Source organism: Nocardioides sp., from assembly GCF_047607365.1.
In the GTDB taxonomy this organism is placed as follows: Bacteria; Actinomycetota; Actinomycetes; order Propionibacteriales; family Nocardioidaceae; genus Nocardioides.
In genome coordinates this window covers 1-20,881 of the sequence record NZ_JASGDD010000097.1, presented here as the reverse complement: position 1 = coordinate 20,881, position 20,881 = coordinate 1, and the positions used below count along the sequence as shown (strand labels likewise).

General features: G+C 71.6%; 21 protein-coding genes and 2 pseudogenes. 19 read left to right on the top strand and 4 right to left on the bottom strand.

Annotated elements, in window-relative coordinates:
• The 4 genes and pseudogenes from QM572_RS07515 to QM572_RS07500 all read left to right on the top strand — a co-directional run.
• Positions 1-378, top strand: a pseudogene (locus QM572_RS07515) (hypothetical protein); the annotation flags it as partial.
• Between the two features lie 90 nt (positions 379-468).
• A complete protein-coding gene (gene ffh / locus QM572_RS07510; protein WP_415091646.1) occupies positions 469-2,034 on the top strand; it encodes a signal recognition particle protein in 1,566 nt (521 codons plus the stop codon).
• A gap of 39 nt (positions 2,035-2,073) precedes the next feature.
• A complete protein-coding gene (locus tag QM572_RS07505; RefSeq protein WP_415091644.1) occupies positions 2,074-2,439 on the top strand; it encodes an NYN domain-containing protein in 366 nt (121 codons plus the stop codon).
• 63 nt (positions 2,440-2,502) lie between these two features.
• On the top strand, positions 2,503-3,579 hold the full coding sequence (locus tag QM572_RS07500; protein WP_415091642.1) for an amidohydrolase family protein: 1,077 nt from the start codon (positions 2,503-2,505) through the stop codon (positions 3,577-3,579).
• Here the strand turns inward: QM572_RS07500 and QM572_RS07495 are convergent.
• The gene (locus QM572_RS07495; RefSeq protein ID WP_415091640.1) at positions 3,569-4,441 is read right to left on the bottom strand and encodes a VanW family protein; all 873 of its coding nucleotides are present in this window, start codon (positions 4,439-4,441) and stop codon (positions 3,569-3,571) included. The genes QM572_RS07500 and QM572_RS07495 overlap by 11 nt on opposite strands.
• A 182-nt stretch (positions 4,442-4,623) precedes the next feature.
• Here QM572_RS07495 and rpsP point away from each other — a divergent pair, with 182 nt between their 5' ends.
• The 6 genes and pseudogenes from rpsP (at position 4,624) to QM572_RS07465 (ending at position 8,596) form a co-directional block, all read left to right on the top strand.
• Positions 4,624-5,073 carry a 30S ribosomal protein S16 gene (gene rpsP / locus QM572_RS07490; protein ID WP_415091638.1) on the top strand — a complete coding sequence of 150 codons (450 nt, stop codon included), beginning with the start codon at positions 4,624-4,626 and terminating at the stop codon, positions 5,071-5,073.
• Positions 5,073-5,315: an RNA-binding protein gene (locus QM572_RS07485; protein WP_415091636.1), complete on the top strand. Its 243-nt coding sequence runs from the start codon at positions 5,073-5,075 to the stop codon at positions 5,313-5,315. The genes rpsP and QM572_RS07485 overlap by 1 nt, the downstream gene beginning before the upstream one ends.
• 117 nt (positions 5,316-5,432) lie before the next feature.
• A complete protein-coding gene (gene rimM, locus QM572_RS07480) occupies positions 5,433-6,008 on the top strand; it encodes a ribosome maturation factor RimM (RefSeq protein WP_415091634.1) in 576 nt (191 codons plus the stop codon).
• Positions 6,005-6,685 (top strand): annotated as a pseudogene (trmD, locus tag QM572_RS07475) (tRNA (guanosine(37)-N1)-methyltransferase TrmD); the annotation flags it as partial. The gene rimM and the pseudogene trmD, both read left to right, overlap by 4 nt.
• Before the next feature lie 69 nt (positions 6,686-6,754).
• Complete coding sequence (locus tag QM572_RS07470; protein WP_415091648.1) at positions 6,755-7,180, top strand: GNAT family N-acetyltransferase; 426 nt, start codon at positions 6,755-6,757, stop codon at positions 7,178-7,180.
• Positions 7,181-7,342: 162 nt separating this feature from the next.
• Entirely contained in the window at positions 7,343-8,596 is a 1,254-nt protein-coding gene (locus QM572_RS07465) for an ammonium transporter (protein WP_415091632.1), read from the top strand.
• A gap of 130 nt (positions 8,597-8,726) precedes the next feature.
• Here QM572_RS07465 and QM572_RS07460 read toward each other — a convergent pair whose 3' ends face one another.
• Positions 8,727-9,959, bottom strand: a complete 1,233-nt coding sequence (locus tag QM572_RS07460; protein ID WP_415091630.1) for a Fic family protein — start codon at positions 9,957-9,959, stop codon at positions 8,727-8,729.
• Positions 9,960-10,078: 119 nt separating this feature from the next.
• Between QM572_RS07460 and rplS the strand changes: the two genes are divergently transcribed.
• From rplS to QM572_RS07430, 6 genes are all read left to right on the top strand, one after another.
• The gene (gene rplS, locus QM572_RS07455; protein WP_415091628.1) at positions 10,079-10,429 is read left to right on the top strand and encodes a 50S ribosomal protein L19; all 351 of its coding nucleotides are present in this window, start codon (positions 10,079-10,081) and stop codon (positions 10,427-10,429) included.
• Between the two features lie 29 nt (positions 10,430-10,458).
• Positions 10,459-11,196, top strand: coding sequence for a signal peptidase I (gene lepB / locus QM572_RS07450; protein WP_415091626.1), 738 nt, complete (start codon positions 10,459-10,461; stop codon positions 11,194-11,196).
• Positions 11,193-11,894: a ribonuclease HII gene (locus QM572_RS07445; RefSeq protein ID WP_415091624.1), complete on the top strand. Its 702-nt coding sequence runs from the start codon at positions 11,193-11,195 to the stop codon at positions 11,892-11,894. Before lepB ends, QM572_RS07445 begins: the two co-directional genes overlap by 4 nt.
• 7 nt (positions 11,895-11,901) lie before the next feature.
• Positions 11,902-12,207 (top strand): DUF2469 domain-containing protein, encoded by a 306-nt coding sequence (locus QM572_RS07440; RefSeq protein ID WP_415091622.1) that lies wholly within the window; start codon positions 11,902-11,904, stop codon positions 12,205-12,207.
• Positions 12,208-12,361: 154 nt separating this feature from the next.
• Complete coding sequence (locus QM572_RS07435; protein ID WP_415091620.1) at positions 12,362-12,847, top strand: TadE/TadG family type IV pilus assembly protein; 486 nt, start codon at positions 12,362-12,364, stop codon at positions 12,845-12,847.
• 14 nt (positions 12,848-12,861) lie between these two features.
• A complete protein-coding gene (locus QM572_RS07430) occupies positions 12,862-14,712 on the top strand; it encodes a pilus assembly protein TadG-related protein (protein ID WP_415091619.1) in 1,851 nt (616 codons plus the stop codon).
• An 84-nt stretch (positions 14,713-14,796) separates the two neighbouring features.
• On the opposite strand, the gene QM572_RS07425 is transcribed toward QM572_RS07430, so the two are convergent.
• Positions 14,797-17,196 carry a hypothetical protein gene (locus QM572_RS07425; RefSeq protein ID WP_415091617.1) on the bottom strand — a complete coding sequence of 800 codons (2,400 nt, stop codon included), beginning with the start codon at positions 17,194-17,196 and terminating at the stop codon, positions 14,797-14,799.
• Positions 17,193-17,708 carry a TadE/TadG family type IV pilus assembly protein gene (locus QM572_RS07420; RefSeq protein WP_415091615.1) on the bottom strand — a complete coding sequence of 172 codons (516 nt, stop codon included), beginning with the start codon at positions 17,706-17,708 and terminating at the stop codon, positions 17,193-17,195. Before QM572_RS07420 ends, QM572_RS07425 begins: the two co-directional genes overlap by 4 nt.
• Before the next feature lie 251 nt (positions 17,709-17,959).
• Between QM572_RS07420 and QM572_RS07415 the strand changes: the two genes are divergently transcribed.
• From QM572_RS07415 to dprA, 3 genes are all read left to right on the top strand, one after another.
• Positions 17,960-18,325 (top strand): YraN family protein, encoded by a 366-nt coding sequence (locus tag QM572_RS07415; protein ID WP_415091613.1) that lies wholly within the window; start codon positions 17,960-17,962, stop codon positions 18,323-18,325.
• On the top strand, positions 18,325-19,899 hold the full coding sequence (locus QM572_RS07410) for a YifB family Mg chelatase-like AAA ATPase (RefSeq protein WP_415091611.1): 1,575 nt from the start codon (positions 18,325-18,327) through the stop codon (positions 19,897-19,899). The genes QM572_RS07415 and QM572_RS07410 overlap by 1 nt, the downstream gene beginning before the upstream one ends.
• Positions 19,896-20,881, top strand: a 986-nt coding sequence (dprA, locus tag QM572_RS07405) for a DNA-processing protein DprA (RefSeq protein WP_415091609.1), incomplete at its 3' end; no start/stop codon positions are given. The genes QM572_RS07410 and dprA, both read left to right, overlap by 4 nt.

Genomic DNA, 20,881 nt, shown 5'->3' with positions numbered 1-20,881 from the left:
CTCGACGCCGGCGCGCTGCGCGACCGCTTCGACGCGATCGCCGCCGGCCGGCTCGACGCGGCCACTCGCCTCCGCCCGTCGGGCCCCGACCAGCTCGCGCCCTCGGTCGTGGTCCGCCCCGAGGCCAGTGAGCAGTCGACGGTCATCGAGGTCCGGGCCACCGACCGCCCCGGCATCGTCTACCTCGTCTGCCGCGCCCTCGCCGCCCTCGACATGACCGTCCGCTCCGCCCACGTCGACACCCTCGGTCCGCAGGCGGTCGACGTGTTCTACGTGCAAGAGGCCCATGCCGGCGTACTCGGCGACCAGCGCGCCGCCGAGGCCGCCCACGCCGTCCGCGCCGCACTCTCGGGTGAGGAGTCGCCGGTTAACCGGTAACTGGGTAACTTCTCGGCCAGCACACCCCCCGAGAGGTTCCCATTTCGCCGGTTAACCGGTGACTCCTCACCACCGCCTAGACTCTGCGGCGTGTTCGCCACCCTCTCCGACCGCCTTGCCGAGACCTTCAAGAGCCTGCGGGGCAAGGGTCGGCTCTCCGAGGCCGACATCGACGCGACCGCGCGCGAGATCCGGATCGCGCTGCTCGAGGCCGACGTCGCGCTGCCGGTGGTCAAGGAGTTCGTGGGGGCGGTCAAGGAGCGTGCCCGCGGCGCGGAGGTCTCGCAGGCGCTGAACCCGGCCCAGCAGATCGTGAAGATCGTCAACGAGGAGCTCATCACGATCCTCGGCGGCGAGACCCGCCGTCTGCGCTACGCCAAGTCCGGGCCGACCGTCATCATGCTCGCCGGCCTCCAGGGAGCCGGCAAGACCACGCTCGCGGCCAAGCTCGCGCTCTGGCTGAAGGAGCAGGGAAAGCAGCCGCTGCTGGTCGCCTGCGACCTCCAGCGCCCCAACGCCGTCAACCAGCTCCAGGTCAACGGCGACAAGGTCGGCGTCCCGGTCTTCGCCCCGCAGCCCGGCAACGGCGTGGGCGACCCCGTCGAGGTGGCGCGCGCGGGCGTCGAGGAGGCCAAGCGCACGCTCCACGACGTCGTCATCATCGACACCGCCGGCCGCCTCGGCATCGACGCCGAGCTGATGCAGCAGGCCAGCGACATCCGCGACGCCACGCAGCCCGACGAGGTGCTGTTCGTCGTCGACGCGATGATCGGCCAGGACGCCGTCACCACCGCCCAGGCCTTCCTCGACGGCGTCGGGTACGACGGCGTGGTGCTGACCAAGCTCGACGGCGACGCCCGCGGTGGCGCCGCGCTGTCGATCGTCAGCCTCACCGGCAAGCCGATCATGTTCGCCTCCGCCGGCGAGAAGATGACCGACTTCGACCTCTTCCACCCCGACCGCATGGCCGGCCGGATCCTCGACATGGGCGACATGCTCACTCTCATCGAGCAGGCCGAGAAGGCGTTCGACGCCGAGGAGGCCGAGAAGGCCGCGGCCAAGCTCGCCGGCGGCGAGTTCACGCTCGACGACTTCCTCACCCAGATGCAGCAGCTGAAGAAGCTCGGCTCGATGTCCAAGCTCATGGGGATGCTCCCGGGGATGGGCCAGTTCAAGGAGCAGCTGGCCAACTTCGACGAGCGCGAGGTCGACCGGATCCAGGCGATCATCCAGTCGATGACGAGGGCCGAGCGCGCCAACCCCAAGCTGCTCGACGGCTCGCGACGGAACCGCATCGCCCGCGGCTCGGGGCGCTCGGTCTCCGACGTCAACCAACTCGTCGAGCGGTTCACCGAGGCCGCCCGGATGATGAAGCAGCTCGCCTCCGGCGGCGGCATGCCCGGCATGCCCGGCGCCCCTGGGATGGGGTACTCCAAGCGCGCCGCCGCCCGCCAGGCCCCGCAGCAGAAGAAGGGCAAGGGCGCCCGCCGGTCGGGCAACCCCGCCAAGGCCGCGCAGCAGGCGAAGGCCGCCTCCGCCAAGCAGCCCGCCGCCACGAGCCCCTTCGGCCAGCAGGGCCAGCCGAGCGAGACCGACTACGCGGACGCGCTGAAGAACCTCGATCTCCCCGCCGACTTCTCCAAGTTCCTCAAATAGCCGAATGGGGCCTTTCCTCATGTCGAGTGGGGGCTCGCGGTGAGCGTGCTCATCGTCGACGGGGCCAACGTCGTCGGCGCGCGGCCGGACGGGTGGTGGAAGGACCGGGCGGGGGCGGCCGCCCGCCTCTACGACGCGCTCTGCGCCGCCCACCTCGAGGCCGAGACCGTGATCCTGGTGCTCGAGGGACAGGCCAAGTCGGGCGTGCCCGCCACTCGCACGCCCGGCATGCGGGTGGTGCACGCGCCGAAGGACGGCGACTCCACCATCGTCGCCCAGGCGCGCGCCGCTCACGACCGCGGCGACCGGGTCACCGTCGTCACGAGCGACCGTGCGCTGGCGGCCAACGTGTCGGCGTACGGCGACGTGCGGCCCTCCAGCTGGCTCCTCGGTCGCCTGCCGTAACTGCCGGCCAACCCGCCGCGGACCCGTCGGCTGGCGAGGTTCGCCAGCGGTTATCTTCGGGGTGTGACGGCGTTGAGGTTCCACGGCCCGGTCCTTCCCTCCGGCGACGTCCGGGACCTGTACGTCGTCGGCGACCGCGTCACCTACGAGCCGCAGCCCGGGGCGGACGTCGTCGCGCGGGGCTGGATCGTCCCGGGCCTCGTCGACGCGCACTGCCACCTCGGCCTCGGCCCGGTCGGTGCGATCAGTCACGAGGAGACCGAGGCGCAGGCGATCGCCGACCGCGACGGGGGAGCGCTGCTCATCCGCGACTGCGGCTCGGCGTCCGACACGCGCTGGGTCCAGCAGCGTGAGGACCTGCCGCGACTCATCCGCGCCGGACGTCACGTGGGCCGCACGCGCCGCTACATGCGCGGGTACGCCGACGAGGTCGAGCCCGACGGACTGGTCGACGCGGTCACCCGCCAGGCGCGCAGCGGCGACGGCTGGGTCAAGCTCGTCGGCGACTGGATCGACCGCGTGGCGGGCGATCTGGAGCCGAGCTTCGCGGCGGAGGAGTTCGCCGCCGCCGTACGCGCCGCGCACGACGCGGGCGCCAAGGTCACCGCCCACTGCTTCGGCCACGACGTGCTGCGCGGCCTCATCGACGCCGGTATCGACTGCATCGAGCACGGCACCGGCCTGACCCCCGAGCTGGCCGCGACGATGGTCGAGCGGCACGTCGCACTGGTCCCGACCGTCGCCCAGCTCGAGCTCTTCCCGCATCTGGCCGAGGCCGGCGCCGCCAGGTTCCCGCGCTATGCGGGCACCATGGAGGACCTCTACGCCCGCCGCCGCGAGACCCTCATGACCGCCTACGAGACCGGCGTCGTCATGTACGCCGGCTCCGACGGCGCCGCGATCCAGCAGCACGGCACCCTCCACCGCGAGATCGCCGCGATGCACGAGCTCGGCCTCCCCGCCGACTACGTCCTCGGCGCCGCCAGCTGGCGCGCCCGCGCCTGGCTCGGCTTCAGCCCCGACCTCGCCGAGGGCGCCGAGGCCGACTTCGTCGTCTACGCCCGCGACCCGCTCGCCGACCTCTCCGTCACCGCCGAGCGCCCGCTCGCGCTGGTCCTGCGCGGCATGGTCATCGGCTGATCCCGATCCGCCCCGCGCCCGGATCGGGCGCGGTGAGCATCTCGTCCGCGACCGGGTAGAGCACCCGTGCGCGGTTGGTCTTCACCAGCTCCTCGCCGACCACCACGCCGGTCCGCCGGTCGATCGAGGTCCGCCAGATCTGGTTGGAGCGCCACACCTCGTCACCCCGTCGCTCGAACGCCTCGTCCCTCGCGGCGACGTGGTAGCTCACGGGCAGCGGCGCCGAGGAGCGCAGCTCGCCGGCCAGGTGCCGCTCGCCGACCCGGGTGAGGAGCTGGAAGGTCACGCCGGTGTCGTTGCGCACCACGAGGTCGACGTAGTTCCACACGATCGAGCAGCCCACGCCCCACGGCAGCACCCGCCCGTTGTCGGGGAAGGGGTCGAAGCTGTGCTCGGAGCGCTCGGTGACCGTCAGCGGCGAGTGCAGGACCATCCAGTGGATCAGATTGGCGAGCTGGCAGATCCCCCCGCCGACGCCGGGCACGGCGCGCCCGCCGGAGAGACGCATCCCCTCGACGTACCCCTTCCGGTGCGTGCAGCTGCCGACCACCTTGTTGAAGGAGAAGGTCTCGCCCGGCCGGATCAGCAGCCCGTCGGTGTGCCTCGACGCCAGTCGCAGGTTGACCACCTTGTTGTGCTGCATCCACATCTCGGTCTCGCCCAGCTCGCGGAGCAGCAGCGACGAATGCCGTTGGAGGCGCTCCGGCAGCGTGACGCCGTACGACGACGCCCACCGCACCCGGCCGCGCCGCTCGTCCACGCGCCAGCGGAGCCAGCGCCGCAGCCGGTGGAGCCACATCGCGGCGGGCAGGAGCCAGGGGTGGCGTCGAGACAGGGGGACGCGAGCCCCGGATGCGCCCATAGCGGGAGTCTGGCACCGATTTCTGCGTCGTCGCACCCTCTGGCAGACTTCTCTGCTGAGTCCTGTGCGGCCGGCCCCTCTCACCGGCCGTGGCAGTGCCCATCCGAGACCCGGGCGCATCGGTGTTCCCCACCTGAAGCCGGCGGGCCTCACCCATACATACGCAAAGGAATTCCACACTCGTGGCCACCAAGATTCGCCTGAAGCGGCTCGGCAAGATCCGCGTCCCGCAGTACCGCATCGTCGTCGTCGACTCGCGCGCCAAGCGCGACGGCAAGGTGATCGAGGAGATCGGCAAGTACCACCCCAAGGAGGACCCGTCCTTCATCGAGGTGAAGGGCGACCGCGCCCAGTACTGGCTCGGCGTCGGCGCGCAGCCGTCCGAGGCCGTCGCCGCCATCCTCAAGGTCACCGGCGACTGGCAGAAGTTCAAGGGCCTCCCGGGCGCCGAGGGCACCCTGAAGACCGCTGCCCCCAAGCCCGACAAGCTCGAGCTCTTCAACAAGGCCCTCGCCGAGGCGCACGCCGAGCCGACCCTCGACGCCGTCACCGCGAAGAGCAAGAAGAAGGCCGAGCCGGCCGCCGAGGAGGCCCCGGCCGCCGAGGCCGAGGCCACCGAGGGCGAGGCCTGATGCTCGCCGAGGCGCTCGAGCACCTCGTGCGAGGTGTGGTCGACCACCCCGACGACGTCACCGTCCGTGACAAGCAGCTTCGCCGGGGCTCGATCCTCGAGGTCCGGGTCCACCCCGACGACCTCGGCAAGGTGATCGGCCGCAGCGGCCGCACCGCGAGCGCCTTCCGCACCGTCATCAACGCCCTCGCGGGCCGCGACGGCGCGCGGATCGACTTCGTCGACGTGGACAAGCGCCGCTGACGCAGCAGTACGCACGAGTTCGGCCCGCCCCACCCGGGGCGGGCCGTTCCGCATTTCCGGCATCCGCCAGATGATCCGTTTGCGGACATCCGGGAGCCAGCCGGGAGAATGCTGCCCGTGAGCGACACCATCGAGGTCCTGGTCGGGCGGATCGGGAAGCCCCACGGCCTGCGCGGACACGTGACGATCGACGTGCGCACCGACGAGCCCGAGCGGCGCTTCGCCGAGGGCGCTCGGCTGCGCGCCGAGGCGCCGAGGGGCTCGGCCTTCAGCGCCACCGCCCTCACCGTCGAGAGCGCCCGCCGGCACCAGGGGGTGCTCCACCTGCTCTTCGACGGGATCGCCGACCGGACCGCCGCCGAGGCGGCGCGCGGCGTCCTGCTCTACGCCGACGTCCCGGCCGCCGAGACCCCCGAGGACCCCGACGAGTTCTACGACCACCAGCTCGTCGGCCTGGCCGCCCACGACACCGCGGGCGCGCTGCTGGGGGAGGTCACCGGCCTGGTCCACGGCGGAGCCCAGGACCTCCTGCAGCTGCGCACCACCCCCGAGCTGGGCCGCCGCACCGTCCTCGTGCCGTTCGTGAGGGCGCTGGTCCCGACCGTCGACCTCGCCGCGGGCAGCGTCGTCATCGCCGACCGGCCCGGGCTCGTCCACCCGCTCCCGGAGGACGCGGCGGAGGGCGGCGCGTGAGACTCGACTACCTCACGATCTTCCCCGCCTATCTCGAGCCCCTCCGCCTCAGCCTGCCGGGCAAGGCCGTCGCGGCGGGTCTCATCGAGGTGCACGCCCACGACCTGCGGCAGTGGGCGCACGACCGCCACCACAAGGTCGACGACACGCCGTACGGCGGCGGGGCCGGCATGGTGATGAAGCCCGAGCCCTTCGGCGAGGCCTTCGAGGCCCTCGCCGTGGATCGCGAGACCACGATCGTCTTCACCACCCCCAGCGGCGAGCCCATGACGCAGGCCCTCGCCCACGACCTCGCGACCTGCAGCAGGATCGTCTTCGCCTGCGGTCGCTACGAGGGCATCGACCAGCGCGTCCTCGACCACGCCCGCGACATCGCGGAGGTCCGCGAGATCAGCCTCGGCGACTACGTGCTCAACGGGGGAGAGGTGGCGGCGCTCGCCATCACCGAGGCGGTGGTGCGGCTCCTGCCGGGGTTCATGGGCAACGCCGAGAGCCTGACCGAGGAGTCCCACACCGCGGCGAGTGGCGGCCTCCTCGAGTACCCCGTCTACACCAAGCCCGCCACCTGGCGCGGTCGCGACGTCCCGCCGGTCCTGCTCGCCGGCGACCACGCGAAGGTGGCCGCCTGGCGGCGCCAGCAGCAGCTCGCCCGCACCGCCGTACGCCGTCCGGACCTGCTCCACCCCAGCGCGGCGGCCACCGAGTGGACGCCTGTGCCCGCGACGCCGGGCGACGCCGGCGAGCTGATGACCCTCATGCGCGCGTGCTGGGTCTCCGAGGCGGTCTCCTCCGGCACGCTCGCCGTCCCCGCGCTGCACGAGACCCTCGCCGAGGTCGCGGAGACCATCGCCACCTGGGACACCTACGTCGTCCGCTCCGGTGGCCGCCTGGTCGGCTCGGTCCGCGGCCGGGTGGAGCCCGACGGCGCCGGGGGCCGGCACTGGAACATCGGCCGGCTGTGCGTCGCGCCCGATCTGCAGGGCCGCGGGCTCGGCCGGGTGCTGCTCGAGCACATCGAGCGCGTCGCGCCCGCCGAGGCGACGTCGTACTGGCTCTTCACGGGCGCGAACAGCGCCCGCAACCAGCGGATCTACCGGAAGGCGGGCTTCCGCCTGCGCCCGGATCTGGCCTCGCCGCCCGGGACCGTCGTCCTCACCAAGCCCCGCGGCTGAGGCAACGCTTACCAAATCCGGCCGTTCTGTTACACAGTCGAAACATGTCTAGCGCGCTCCTGTCACCTGCGGTCGAGAGTCTGCGGCGATGTGTGCGGCGGCTCGGGCGCCCTCGGCCACACTCGCAACCGATCGCAACCAATCGCAATCAATGAGGTAGGTATGGACGTCGAACTCGCATGGCTGTTGCTCTGCGCCGCCCTGGTCATCTTCATGACCCCGGGGCTGGCCTTCTTCTACGGCGGCTTGGTCCAGTCCAAGTCCGTCGTCTCGATGATGATGCTGAGTTTCGGCTCGATCGCCGTCGTCACCATCCTGTACGTGCTCTACGGCGGCACGGGCATCGCCGGCAACGGCACCAGTGGTGGCAGCAAGCTCTTCGGCAACCCGTTCGAGGACTTCGGCATGACCGACCTGGTCAAGACCGCCGGCACCGGTGACGCGGGCAACCTCTTCGGTGGCCACGCCTTCCTGGTGGCCTTCTGCATCATCACCGTCGCGCTGGTCTCCGGCTCCATCGCCGGCCGTGCGCGCTTCTGGCCGTGGATGCTCTACGCGGCGCTCTTCGCGACCTTCGTCGTCTTCCCGACCTTCCGCTGGATCTGGGGCATCGACGCCGACGGCAACTTCTACGGCTGGCTGGCCAACAACGTCGCCGGGCTCAAGATCGGCGCGCTCGACTGGGCCGGCGGCACCGTGATCCACCAGTCCGCCGGTGCGGCCGCCCTGGCCCTGGCGCTCGTCCTCGGCAAGCGCAAGGTCGGCTTCTCCAAGGAGGAGGCCGTCGCCCACAACGTGCCGCTCGTGCTCATCGGCGCCGCGATCCTGTGGTTCGGCTGGTTCGGCTTCAACACCGGCGTCCACGGCGTGGACGCGGGCCAGACGTCGCTGATCTTCCTCAACACGCTGCTCGCTCCCTCCGCCGCGCTGCTCGGCTGGATCGTCGTCGAGCAGTTCAAGGACGGCAAGCCCACGGCTGTCGGCGCCGCCTCCGGCATCGTCACCGGCCTGGTCGCCATCACCCCGGCGTGCGCCTTCCTCACCCCGGTGTGGGCGCTCGTCCTCGGCCTGGCCTCCGGCGCGATCTGCGCCCTGGCCATCGAGCTGAAGTTCAAGTTCGGCTTCGACGACTCCCTCGACGTCGTCGGCATCCACCTCGTCGGCGGGTTCGTCGGCTGCGCCTGGGTGGGCCTCTTCGGCTCCTCGACCCTGGTCGGCCGCGGCACCGTCGTCGACGGCTTCGAGTTCAAGCAGCTCGCGGCGCAGGTCATCTCCTCGCTCATCGTCATCGCCTTCTCCTTCATCGTGTCGTTCATCTTCGGCACCGTGATCGAGAAGACGATCGGCTTCCGCGCGAAGGAGGACATCGAGATCGCCGGCATCGACGCGCAGCACGAGGAGGGCTACGCCTACTGAGGCGTCGCTCCGCTCGACGGTGAGGCCCGTCCCGGTTCGCCGGGGCGGGCCTCTCGCTCGCCTGGGGCTCCGACGGTCACCGTGACACCTTGCCCGCGGGAGTGACCCCGGCGAGCCGCCTCGGCGCGGGTCAGGCGCGGTCCTGCAGCAGGCGGCTCTCGCGCCGGATCCTCCTCCGCAGCCCGTCCACGAGCTCCAGTACCCCGGGCGCGACCCACACGGGCGCCTTCCGGGTCCGCGGGGCACGCCGGATCACCCCGGCCGCGGCCAGCGCGGCGACCGCGGTGTCGGTCTCCGGCGGCTCGAGCGCCAGCCGCTCGGCGACGAGGGCGGTGGTCACGAACGGGTCCTCGGTGAGCAGGTCGAGCAGCCGGAAGACCGGGGTGCCCGGCCGCGGATCCCCGGCCGTCGCCCCCCAGGAGGCCCGGAGGGCGACCAGGTCGTCGGCCGTCGTACGCGCGGCGCCGGTGGCGATGCTGGTCGCCGAGGCGAGCATCGCCACCATCGTGTGCGCGTTGCCCGCGCGGTAGTCGCCCAGCGCGCCGAAGTAGCGCTCGCGGTGGGCGACGAGCGCCGAGGCGATCGGGACGACGAGGTGGCGCGTCGCGCGCCGGCGGCGCAGCACGGCGTGGATCAGCGCGCGGCCGATCCGGCCGTTGCCGTCGATGAAGGGGTGGATGGACTCGAACTGGGCGTGCACGATCGCCGCCTGGGCGAGGATCGGCACGTCGTCGCGGTTGGCGAAGGCGACGAGGTCCGCGAGGTAGTCGTCGACCGTCTCCGGGGGCGGGGGCACGTGCAGCGCGCCCGTCGGGGCGTAGTCGCTGCCGCCCACCCAGTTCTGCACCGTGCGCACCCGCCCGGCCCGCGCCCGCTCGTCGGGCTGGTGCTCGAAGAGCTCGTGGTGGGCGGCCAGGATCGCCTCGAGCCGGATCCGGCGGGTGCGGTCGGCGTCGTCGATCAGGCGGCTCATCGCGCGGGTCGCCGAGGCCATGGAGAGCGCGCTCGCGGTCGCGCCCACACCGAGGAGGGCGCGGCCGTAGTCGGCCAGGCTGGCCTCCACGTCCTCGATCTTGGAGGAGTCGACCGCCTCGGTGCGCAGCTCGAGGGCGTTGAGGCCGGCGAGCGTCCGCCCGTGGACCAGGTCGAGGTTGCGCAGGTCGCCCAGGCTCGCCGACGTCATCGCGGCCAGCGGGCGCTCCATCGCGTAGTCGCGCTCCGCGATCAGGGGCGGCAGCGAGACGGTGACCTCGCGGACCTTCCGGTCGCTGCTCGGGCCGCGGATCGTGCGCTGCCGCCAGGGCCGGGCCTCGTAGGTGTGGGGGAGCCAGTCGATTTCGGGGTGCTCCTCGTCCTGTGGCACACTTTTCGGTTGGTGCGGGACGCCTCTGCCACCGGGGAACCGCCGACTCGCACCGGCTGCATTATTACCATCCATCACCATCGTCCGCGGCTGACCGGTGCGCATTCGCGAGGAGAATCATGAGCAACCTGCTTGCCGAGATCGGCAACGCCAGCAAGCGCGAGGACGTCCCCGCCTTCCGGGCCGGCGACACCGTCAAGGTCCACGTCAAGGTCGTCGAGGGCAACCGCTCGCGCGTCCAGGTCTTCCAGGGCGTCGTCATCCGCGTCCACGGGTCCGGCATCGGCCGCACCTTCACCGTCCGCAAGGTCTCCTTCGGCGTCGGCGTCGAGCGCACCTTCCCGTTGCACTCCCCGATCTTCGAGCAGATCGAGGTCGTCACCCGTGGTGACGTCCGCCGCGCCAAGCTCTACTACCTGCGCAACCTGCGCGGCAAGAAGGCGAAGATCAAGGAGCGCCGCGAGGCCTGAGCGATCCGCTCGCTCCTAAGATCCACCCTGTGACGCCCGTTTCCACCCGCCGACGACTGTCGGCGTGGCAGGAGACGGGCGTCCTGCTTCTCGTCGCCCTGGTGCTGTCGATCGCCGTCAAGGCCCTCCTGCTGCAGGCGTTCTACATCCCGAGCGAGTCGATGGAGCCGGGCCTGGTGAAGAACGACCGGATCCTCGTGGAGAAGCCGTCCTACTGGTTCGGCGGCAGCCCGCAGCGCGGCGACGTCGTGGTCTTCAAGGACCCGGGCGGGTGGCTGGGCGACGAGGAGATCTCCTCCGCGGGCAACCCGATCACGCAGCTGCTCACCAAGGTCGGGCTCTACCCCTCCGGCGGTCACCTGGTGAAGCGCGTCGTCGGCGTGCCCGGGGACGTCATCGAGTGCTGTGGCGATCAGGGGCGGATCAGCGTGAACGGCGTGACGCTCGACGAGACGTCGTACGCGCGGCCCAGCGCGGTCGGGTGCGACAACAACACCGCGGGCTCCTGCTTCGGGCCGATGCCGCGGATCGCGCACTGGAGGGCCGGTCCGGTGCCCGCCGGGATGCTCTTCGTGATGGGCGACAACCGCAACCACTCGGCGGACTCGTCCTACCACCTGTGCACCGAGGCCGAGACGGAGTGCTCGGACAGCCCGTGGGTGCCGGAGGACCTCGTCGTCGGCAAGGTCTTCGCCGTCGTGTGGCCCTGGGGGCACAAGCGGTTCGAGCACCGGCCCGACGACTTCGCGGACGGGAGCATCTCGTGACCGCCGCCCCGAGCCTGCGGGTCGAGCGGAGCCTCCTGCGCGGGGGAGCGGCGCGCCTCGCGGCCGCCGACGAGGTCGGCCGCGGCGCGCTCTGCGGCCCGGTCACCATCGGCATGGTCGTCGTCTCGGCCACGACCCGCACCGCGCCCCAGGGCGTGCGCGACTCCAAGCTCCTCACGCCCGAGGCCCGCGAGCGGCTCGCGCCCAGGGTGATGCGCTGGGCGGACGCGTGGGCCGTGGGCCACGCGATGCCCGACGAGATCGACGCCCTCGGCCTCACGGCCGCCCTGCGCCTGGCCGGCCACCGCGCCCTCGCGGGACTCGGCCCGGTCGACCGGGTCCTGCTCGACGGCAACCACGACTACCTCACTCCGCCGGCCCAGGAGGCGCTGTTCGGGGCGCCCGAGAGCGACGCGGCCCTCGGGGCGGCCGGTGTCGTCGTACCCCCGGTGACGACCCGGATCAAGGCGGACCTCACCTGCGCGGCCGTCGCCGCCGCGAGCATCCTCGCCAAGACCGCCCGCGACGCGATCATGACAGAGCTGCACGAGGAGTTCCCCGACTATCTCTGGGCCGAGAACAAGGGCTACTCCGCGCCCGCCCACATCGACGCCCTCGCCCGCCTCGGGGTGACGGTGCACCACCGCCGCAGCTGGTCCCTGCCGGGACTGGCTCCGGCGATAGAGTCGGCGGTGTGATGCAGCGATGAGCGCGGAGGACCTCGAGAAGTACGAGACCGAGATGGAGCTGACGCTCTATCGCGAGTATCGCGACGTCGTCGGCATCTTCAAGTACGTCGTCGAGACGGACCGCCGCTTCTACCTCTGCAACGCCGTGGACGTGAAGGCGCGCACCGAGGGAGAGGTCTTCTTCGAGGTGTCGATGAGCGACTGCTGGGTGTGGGACATGTACCGCCCGGCGCGCTTCGCCAAGAACGTCAAGGTCCTCACGTTCAAGGACGTCAACGTCGAGGAGCTGCAACCGGCGGAGATCGACCCACCCAAGCCGTGACCCCGGTTCCGAGGGGCCACTTCCCCTAGTCATTTCGGGCCATATCTGTTACCGGATTGTGTCGTTCTGCCTCACAATGGTCCCGAGCGGCCCGACAATGGACCCAGGCCACTCGACCGGTCATCAGGCCGGCATGGGACGAGGGGGATGCCGCATGGCGCCGACGGTGCGGGCGAGGCGGACAGCGCGTGCGACGCGCGGCGCTGCCGCCGTGGAGTTCGCCTTCGTGGTCCCCATCCTCCTTCTCCTCGTGTTCGGCCTCATCTGCTACGGCTACATGTTCAGCTTCCGGCAGAACCTCTCCCAGGCGGCGTCCGAGGGAGCCCGTGCCGCGGTGGGGGCCTACTCGTCGTCGACGTGCGCGACTCTCGCCACCTCCGGGTGCGTCGTCACCACCTCGGTTCAGACGGCCGTGGCCTCCTCTCTCTCCACCTACAGGCTGTCCTGCGGCTCCGGCTACCTCACCTGCACCATCTCGCTCGTGAGCACCGCTGCCAGCGGATGCCCGTCGGGCCACACGTGCGTCAAGGTCGACGTGTCCTACCCGTACCGCGCCCACCCGCTCATCCCCACCGTTCCGGGTCTGGGAGTGACGATGCCGTCCAACCTGAGCTTCACGTCGGTGGTGCAGGTCGCATGAGCGGCGGTCGGCGGATGCGTGCGTGGCTGCGGCACCGGCTCGCGGCGGCCCGCGGGCGGCAGCGGGGCGCCACGGCGATCGTCGTCGCGGTCGTCGTCGCGGTCGTCGCCGTTCCTCTCGGAGGGCTCGCCGTCGACATCGGGATGCAGCGCGTCGGCAGGTCGGATGCGCAGGCGTTGGCCGACGTGGCGTCGCAGGACGCCGCGCGAGCGATGGGTGCCGCCGTGTCGTCCGGCACGACCTCGTCGTCCACGCTCACGAGCCTGGCCCAGTCCGCGGCCACGACCTCCGTCGCCGCGCAGGTGGGCGCCCTCGGCACGTCGAGCCCGACCGTGACGGCGTACGTCGGAACCCTCGCCAGCGGCACGTACTCCTCCAACCAGGCGCTTGGCTGCAATGGAAACGCCTACAACTCCTACTTCTCGGCCGCCGGATCCGGCACCACCCCCAATGCCGTCCTGGTCGTCGTCAGCAACTCGGTGGACTACACCTTCATGCCGGGCACCGGCGGCTACTGCAGATCCTCGATCGCCACCGCCAATCCCACCGCGTGCCTGCAGGTCGGCTCCTGGGCTGCCCGGCTCAACAGCTCCAACTCCGCGCTGCTGACGCTTCTGCTCAACAGGGTCCTCGGGGGGTCGACTCCGCTCACCGTGAGTGCCGCTTCGTACGAGGGGCTCGTCGGCGCCTCGGTTCCCTTGTCGGCCCTCGCCGTGCAGCTGGGAGTCGGCAGCGTCCAGCAGCTGGCGAACACGTCGGTGTCGCTCTCGACGCTCGCCGTCGCGGCGGCGACGGTCCTGCAGAACAACGGCAACGTCGTGCAGGCCACGCTGCTCAGTGCGATCGCTGCCCAGATCACTGCCACGACGACGGTGACGCTGGGCAAGATCGTGGACGTCTCGTCCGGGGGAGGCTCCGTCGCCGATGCGTCGATCGACGTGCTCACGCTGCTGGCCGGCGAGGCGTTCGTCGCCAACGGCACGAACGTGATCTCGGTGCCGTCGCTCGGCACGAACATCGGGCTCTCGGGCACCGCGCTCACGACCTCCGTGAAGGTGACCGAGTCACCTCAGGAGAAGTGCGGACCGGTCGGCACGTCGGCGAGCACGGCGCAGGCCGACGTGACGATCAGCGGCAATGCGGCCAGCGTCGCCACGCCCTCGTCGTTGACCGGTCTCAGCCTCGGCGTGGGGGCCGGAGGCACTGCCGTCAACGTGAGTCTCGCGAAGGCGACCGGAACCATCACGAAGATCGTCTGCGGTGCGGGGACCACCGCGAGTCCCCAGGGCATCGACGTCAGCGTCGCATCGGGCCTGCTCTCGGCGAGCGTCTCGCAGGACATCACGGTCAACGGCTCGATCGACACGAGCGGAAGCGTGCTGGGCAGCCTTCTGGGTAGCCTTCTGGGCAGCGTGGTGAAGGTGAACATCTCCGGGCGCCTGCGGCTGACCGTCACGACCGGCACCGTCGGCGGGTCGACGGCTCCGGCGAGCATCCGGATCCCGCCGAAGACCTTCACCACACCGACGTCGAGCTCGTCCACGGCCCTGGCGGTCAACGGCCTCGGGGTGACCGCGACGTGGCTCGACTCGGCGGGCAACGTCACCAGCGGTCCGACGCTCACGGCGTACGCCGGCATTCTCGGGCTCAGCCTGTCGACCACGGTGCTGAGCTCGGGCCAGATCACCCAGCTCGTGAACTCGCTGGTGTCGAACCTGGCGAGCGGCGTGCTGAGCCCCGTCCTCAGCCTGGTCGACTCGACCCTGCTCACCCCGCTGATGAACCTGCTCGGGCTGAGCGTCGGTGGCGCCGACGTCTTCATGCCCAGCGCTCCGAAGTGCGACACCCCGATGCTCGCGGGCTGACGACTCCCCTCGGGCACTCACCGCCGGCAGGAGGCCGCATGGTCCGGGACTCGTGCGCGGACGCGGACGTGAGCGCCGGCCGACCTACTTCGGCAGCGCGATGAGCTTGATCCCGCCCGTGACCTGGCCGAGCGCGGTCACGAAGATGGAGCCCATGTCGTCGCCCGTGGCGGCGCAGAAGAAGTAGTCCGCGTCTCCGTTCTCGGCGGCGCGGCCCTCGGCGGTGCTGCAGTCGCCGTTGGCCGAGGCGGTGACGCCCTGGCCGCCCGCGGCCGCGGCGAGGACGTCGGGGACCTTGTCGTTGCCGCCGCCCTGGACGACGGCCGTGGTGGTGTACGTCAGCGTGACGGCCTTGCCGCACGTGGACAGCAGGACGTAGGGGCTGGACGACGTGCCGCCGCCGCTCACGCAGGTGCTGCTGGTGAGCTTGGTGCCGCCGCTGGTGACCTTCGAGAGATAGCTGGTCACGCCGGCCACGTCCTTCACCTTGTCGCCGCTGCCGCCGTCGAAGACGTAGTTGCTGTCCCCGCACAGCGTCGAGTTGTCGAGGTTGTAGCCGACCGTCACGATCAGGTCCTCGGGACTGTAGGCCTTGAACGCCGCGGCGACGCCGGCGAAGTTCGCGCACGCGCTCTGGCCGCCGGTGTAGGTGGTGGTCGTGGTCGAGTTGACGTAGCTGATGGCGTACGACGCCGTGGTCGGCGCTCCGTGGCTGACCCAGCAGCCGTAGCTGGTCCCGTCCTGTGCGCCGAACGTCCCCGACGAGCAGGTCGGCACCGGCGTGGAGACGGTGGCGTAGCAGTAGGAGCCGGACTTCGTGTAGCCGGTTGCGCACAGCAGCCCCGAGAGACTGATCCGGCTCAGGCACAGGCTCGTGCTCACCGCGCTGAGGTAGTAGTACGTCGTCCCCGACACCTTCGCGCAGGTCGGTGTGACCGTCGACGACAGCCCCCAGCAGACCGAGCCCACGAGGGTGTCGGTCGAGGTGCCGCACGTGGACTTCGCGTAGCTCGTCGGGCAGGAGCTTCCGCCGCTGATCGGCACCGCCCCCGACGGGCAGGTGGTCGAGCTGGAGGTCGAGGTGGTCGAGCGCTGGAAGTCCGAGAACACGTCGTACCCGTTGCCGCAGCCGGTGACGGTCGAGGTCAGGTCGGTGGCGGTGCCGCAGTAGTTCTGGCTCGCATCGGTGGTCGACTTCGTGTAGACCTCCTGCGGCTGCCCGTCGGTCTCGAAGATGATCACGTTGCGGACCTGGCCGGACCGGGACGAGCCGCCGAGCGTGTCGACGTTCCATCCGGAGGAGTCCATCAGCGCCTTGTCGCCGAGGACGTAGCGCGCGGCCGCCTTGAGCGGTGAGGCGAGGTAGGTGCCGTAGCTGACCTGCGGTCCGCTGCCGCCGTACGCGCTCGGCTCGAGGCATGCGAGGGCCTTCGCCAGGCTGCTGCCGCTGTTGAGCACCCCGCTGGAGAGGTAGGTGCTGGAGAACTGCAGAGGGATCCACAGCTTGGAGGAGTTCGTGCTGAGCGCGTCGCCGCTGTTGGTCCAGTTGACGCTGCCGCGGCTCGTCGTGACCGAGGTCGGCGGGGCGACGCTGGAGCATGCGGTGAAGCCGGTGCGGCTCGTCGCGGCGCTGCGCCCGATCGTGCCCAGCGCGACGTACTGCACCGACGGCGTCATCGCGCCGAGCATGCTGCGGATGCCCTCGATCATCGAGTCCTCGTCCGCGTTGCTCATCGAGGCGGTGCGGTCGGTGACGATCACGACGTTCATCGGGTTGGGGGCGACCGAGCCGCAGGTGCCCTTGCAGGCGACCGCGACCTGGGCGCCTGTCGAGCCCTTGTCGGTGCCGATCACCGGAGCGAACTCGAAGGGCACGTCCTGGCTGGCCCCCACGCGGATCGTGTTGCAGGTGATCGCCTGGTTGTTGGCGATCGAGAGGCCGGGACTCCAGTCGTTGCCCGGGCTCGCCTGGAGGGCGCACGGCACCGCACAGAGCGTGCTGCTGCACGTCATGGCGAACGTGGCGCCGTCCCAGGTCCGCGTGCGGCTCTGGTAGTCCGACTGCAGCCAGGTCGTCACGGTGCTCGCGGCGTCGGGGTTGCAGACGCCGCTCGTCTGCGTGGACGAGGGGATCTGGTAGGACGCGACCTGCGCCGGCGTCGCCGCGACGCCGTCGCTGGTGAGCTTGCGCGGGACCACGCACCAGAAGGTGATCTCGGACGGGTCGAGGGTGCCCCGGCCGTTCTTGGCGAAGTACGTCATCGCGTTGGTCGCGGCCCTCTCGATGCCGTCGGTCGCGTCGAGGTAGTACGCCGCGGCGGTGGCCGCCGCGTCCAGCTGGTTCATCAGGAGGTGCCTGCGGTTCACCTGCGAGGCGATGTCGACGCTCAGCGCGGCCGCCGCGAACAGCACGACGGCGAGCGCGGAGACGATGATGGCGACGGCGCCGCGCTGATCGCGGAGCCGGAGGAGCAGGCGCATCATTCCCGGACCATCTCCGAGGTCCCCTCGAGGAGGATCGTGCTGCCGGTGCAGGAGCTGCTGCCGATCAGGCCGCAGACCGCGCCCACGGGGGTGATCCAGTGATGGGTGTAGGCGATGGAGACCTTTACGGAGGAGCCGGAGACGGCGTAGGAGTCGTAGTTCGTCGCGTTGGTGCAGTCGGACCCGGTCGCGTTGGTGCAGGTGATCGTCACGCTCACGCTGGTCCCCGGATAGTCGATGCCGACGTTCTCGAGCTCGTCCGTCACGACCGCGACGATGGCGGCGTAGCTGCCGTCGAGACTGGCCGTGCGCGCGGCGTCGCGAGCCACGTTGTTGATGACGTTGTCCCGATCGATCATCCAGCCGAAGTCGACGATGCCGAAGACCAGGAGCATCAGCATCGGGAAGATCAGGGCGAACTCCACGATCACCGCTCCGCGCTCGCGCCCGGCCTCGGGCGGGGCCGCGCTGGTGTGCGGCTCGTCCGGCCCGCGCAACGCATGAGCTCGCATCTCGCGGTTGCCTCCCTCCCTGGAGACAACCCCCGGGTGCCGGACAGTAGGCGTGCTCGCGATCCCGCGGGAAGGCATACGACGCGACATGCGCCCCTCGCGTCACAAAATGAGCCACTCGTGCTACCGGTCCTGGGACCGTGACCGGGATATTCACCACGGTTCCCGGGACCGTCCCGATCCGTCGGCGCCGCGGCGGAGCCTGGCATCGCATCGGCCCGATCGGGTCGCGACAGCGAGGAGGCGCCGTGGTGGCGACAGCAGCACAGCGAAGCAGCCTGGGGGCGTACGGCGAGCGTGTCGCCGCCGACCTGCTCCGCGAGGCGGGGATGGTCGTGCTCGACCGCAACTGGCGATGCCCGGAGGGAGAGCTCGACCTCGTCCTGCGCGACGGCGACGACCTGGTCGCCTGCGAGGTGAAGACCCGCAGCGGCCTCACCTGCGGCACTCCGCACGAGGCCGTCACCGCCGCGAAGCTGGACCGGCTCCGGCGGCTCGCCATGCGCTGGGCGGCCGAGCACGGGGTGCGGCCGCCCGGCGTCCGGATCGACCTCGTGGCGATCGTCCGCCCTCCCCGCGGCGCCGCCCGTGTCGATCACGTGAGGGGGTTGCTCTGATGTTCGCGCGCACCCGCGGCGTGGCCCTGACGGGGTCCACGGGCCACCTCGTCGACGTCCAGGCCGACGTGTCCTCCGGCACGCCCGGCACGACGCTCGTCGGCCGCGCCGACACCATGCTCGGCGAGGGGCGCGACCGGGTCCGGATGGCGGTGCAGAACACCGAGCTCACCTGGCCGTCCAACCAGCGGATCACGGTGCTGCTCTCGCCGGCCGACCTGCCCAAGGTCGGCACCCACTACGACCTCGCGGTCGCGATCGCGGTGCTCGCCGCGACGGGCGAGGTGCCCCCGGACGCCCTGGACGGCATCGCCCTGATCGGGGAGCTGAGCCTCGACGGCGGCCTGCGCCCGGTGGCCGGGATCCTGCCGATGGTGCTGGCCGCCTCGCGTCACGGGATCCACCGCGTCGTCGTCCCCGAGACCCAGGCCGCCGAGGCCGCGATGGTGCCCGGGATGGAGGTGCTCGGGCTCCGCTCGCTCGGTCAGGTCGTCGCCGAGCTCAAGGGGGAGGAGGTCCCCTGCGCGCCACCGGTGCCACCGCCGAGCTCCGGCGGCTTCCTGGGCTGGCGGGGGCAGCAGCGGCTGGAGGAGCTCGACATGGGTGACCTGCGCGGGCTCGCCGACGCCAAGCTCGCCGTCGAGATCGCCGCGGCGGGTGGGCATCACCTCCTTCTCACGGGACCGAAGGGGTGCGGCAAGACCTCCCTCGCCGAGCGGATCCCCGGGATCCTGCCCGACCTCGAGCACGGCACCGCCGTCGAGCTGATGGCGCTCCGCTCGCTCGCCGGGCGGCTCGACCCGGCCGAGGGACTGATCCGCCGCCCGCCGTACGCGGCCCCGCATCACGACGCCAGCAAGCCGGCGCTGGTCGGGGGCGGCACGGGCCGGGTCACGCCGGGGCAGATCAGCCTGGCCCACGGCGGGGTCGTGTTCCTCGACGAGTTCCCCCTGTTCCGCACCGACGTCATCGACGCGCTCCGCGATCCGATGGAGAACGGCGACATCACCGTCTCCCGGGGCGAGGAGTCCGCGACCCTGCCGGCGCGTGCGCTCATCGTCTTCGCCTCCAACCCCTGCCCGTGCGGCAACGACGGCAACATGCGCGCGGCGTGCACCTGCCGGGGAGGGGAGAAGCGCGAGTACCAGCGACGTGTGCGCGGGCCGATCAGCGACCGGATCGACATCACCCGCCTGCTCCAGCCGCCGAGCCCGGGCGAGATGGTGGCCGACCCGCGGACGAGCGCGGAGATGCGAGCGGCCGTGACCGTGGCGCGGGAGCGGCAGGCCGCCCGCTACGCAGGCACCGACTGGCGCCTCAACGGCGAGGTGCCCGGCGCCGTCCTCCGCGAGCGCTGGCCGCTCGAGCCCGCGGCCGAGCGGGAGCTGCATCGGGCCGTGGCCGGTGCGAGGCTGACCAATCGCGGGATGGTGCGGGTCCACCGGCTGGCCTGGACCGTCGCCGACCTCCTCGGGCGCGACGTCCCGGGGGTCGCGGAGCTGCGCGTCGCGCTCGCCCTCCGCACCGGTGCGGCGCTCCCGGACGGAGTCGCGAGCCGGAGGCTCGTGGGATGAGCGTGAGCGACGCCGAGCGTCACGACCGCCTGGTGCTCAGCCTGATCTTCGAGCCGGGCGAGCCGGTGGTCGCCGATCTCATCGCGAGGTATGGCGCCAGTGAGACCCTCGCCCTGGTCCATGACGACCTGGTGGCGGCCGATGTCATCACCGACGCGGGGGAGCGGCTGCCGCAGATCAGACCCGACGGCGTCCTGCGGCATGCCGAGCAGATCGGCGCCCGCTTCGTCGTCCCCGGCGATGAGGAGTGGCCCGAGCAGCTGGCCGACCTCGCCCATGCCGGGCGGCTCTCGAGCCGAGGAGGCGTTCCGATCGGCCTGTGGGTCAAGGGGAGGCCGCTCCACGAGCTGGTGCCGCGGGTGGCGGTGGTGGGCTCCCGCGCGGCGACGACCTACGGCACCAACGCGGCCGGACTCATCGCGGCCGAGCTCGCCGCCGCGGGCTGGGTGGTGATGTCCGGCGGCGCCTACGGGATCGACGAGGCCGCCCACCGTGCCGCTCTCGCCGTGGGCGCTCCGTCGGTCGTCGCGCTCGCGCACGGGCTCGACCGGGTCTACCCGGTCGGCAACGAGGAGCTCGTGGCCGAGTGCTCGCGGGAGGGCGCTCTGGTCTCCGAGCTGGCCCCGGGAGCGTCGCCGATGCGGGTCCGGTTCCTCTCCCGCAACCGGGTGATCGCCGCGATGTCGGCCGGCACGGTCGTGGTCGAGGCAGGGACGCGCAGCGGCGCCCTCAACACGGCCCACTGGACCACCCGGCTCTCACGTCCCCTCCTCGCCGTGCCCGGCCCGGCCTCGAGCGCGGTCTCGGCCGGCACGCACGACCTGATCCGCAGCGGGGCGGCGGTCCTCGCCACCACGGGCGCGGAGGTGCTCGAGGTCGTCGACGCCACCGGCGCGTCGCTGGTCGAGCCGCCGCGCGCTCCCGAGGGCCGCCGCGACCGACTCGACCCCCGCGCCCGTCGGCTCCTCGAGGCCGTTCCGGT

Coding starts and splice junctions, on each gene's coding strand:
- QM572_RS07495 (WP_415091640.1), bottom strand. CDS start 4,441: ATGGGCGCATCCGGGGCTCGCGTCCCCCTGTCTCGACGCCACCCCTGG.
- QM572_RS07485 (WP_415091636.1), top strand. CDS start 5,073: ATGCTCGCCGAGGCGCTCGAGCACCTCGTGCGAGGTGTGGTCGACCAC.
- QM572_RS07470 (WP_415091648.1), top strand. CDS start 6,755: ATGACCCTCATGCGCGCGTGCTGGGTCTCCGAGGCGGTCTCCTCCGGC.
- QM572_RS07465 (WP_415091632.1), top strand. CDS start 7,343: ATGGACGTCGAACTCGCATGGCTGTTGCTCTGCGCCGCCCTGGTCATC.
- rplS (WP_415091628.1), top strand. CDS start 10,079: ATGAGCAACCTGCTTGCCGAGATCGGCAACGCCAGCAAGCGCGAGGAC.
- QM572_RS07440 (WP_415091622.1), top strand. CDS start 11,902: ATGAGCGCGGAGGACCTCGAGAAGTACGAGACCGAGATGGAGCTGACG.
- QM572_RS07435 (WP_415091620.1), top strand. CDS start 12,362: ATGGCGCCGACGGTGCGGGCGAGGCGGACAGCGCGTGCGACGCGCGGC.
- QM572_RS07430 (WP_415091619.1), top strand. CDS start 12,862: ATGCGTGCGTGGCTGCGGCACCGGCTCGCGGCGGCCCGCGGGCGGCAG.
- QM572_RS07425 (WP_415091617.1), bottom strand. CDS start 17,196: ATGATGCGCCTGCTCCTCCGGCTCCGCGATCAGCGCGGCGCCGTCGCC.
- QM572_RS07420 (WP_415091615.1), bottom strand. CDS start 17,708: ATGCGAGCTCATGCGTTGCGCGGGCCGGACGAGCCGCACACCAGCGCG.
- QM572_RS07410 (WP_415091611.1), top strand. CDS start 18,325: ATGTTCGCGCGCACCCGCGGCGTGGCCCTGACGGGGTCCACGGGCCAC.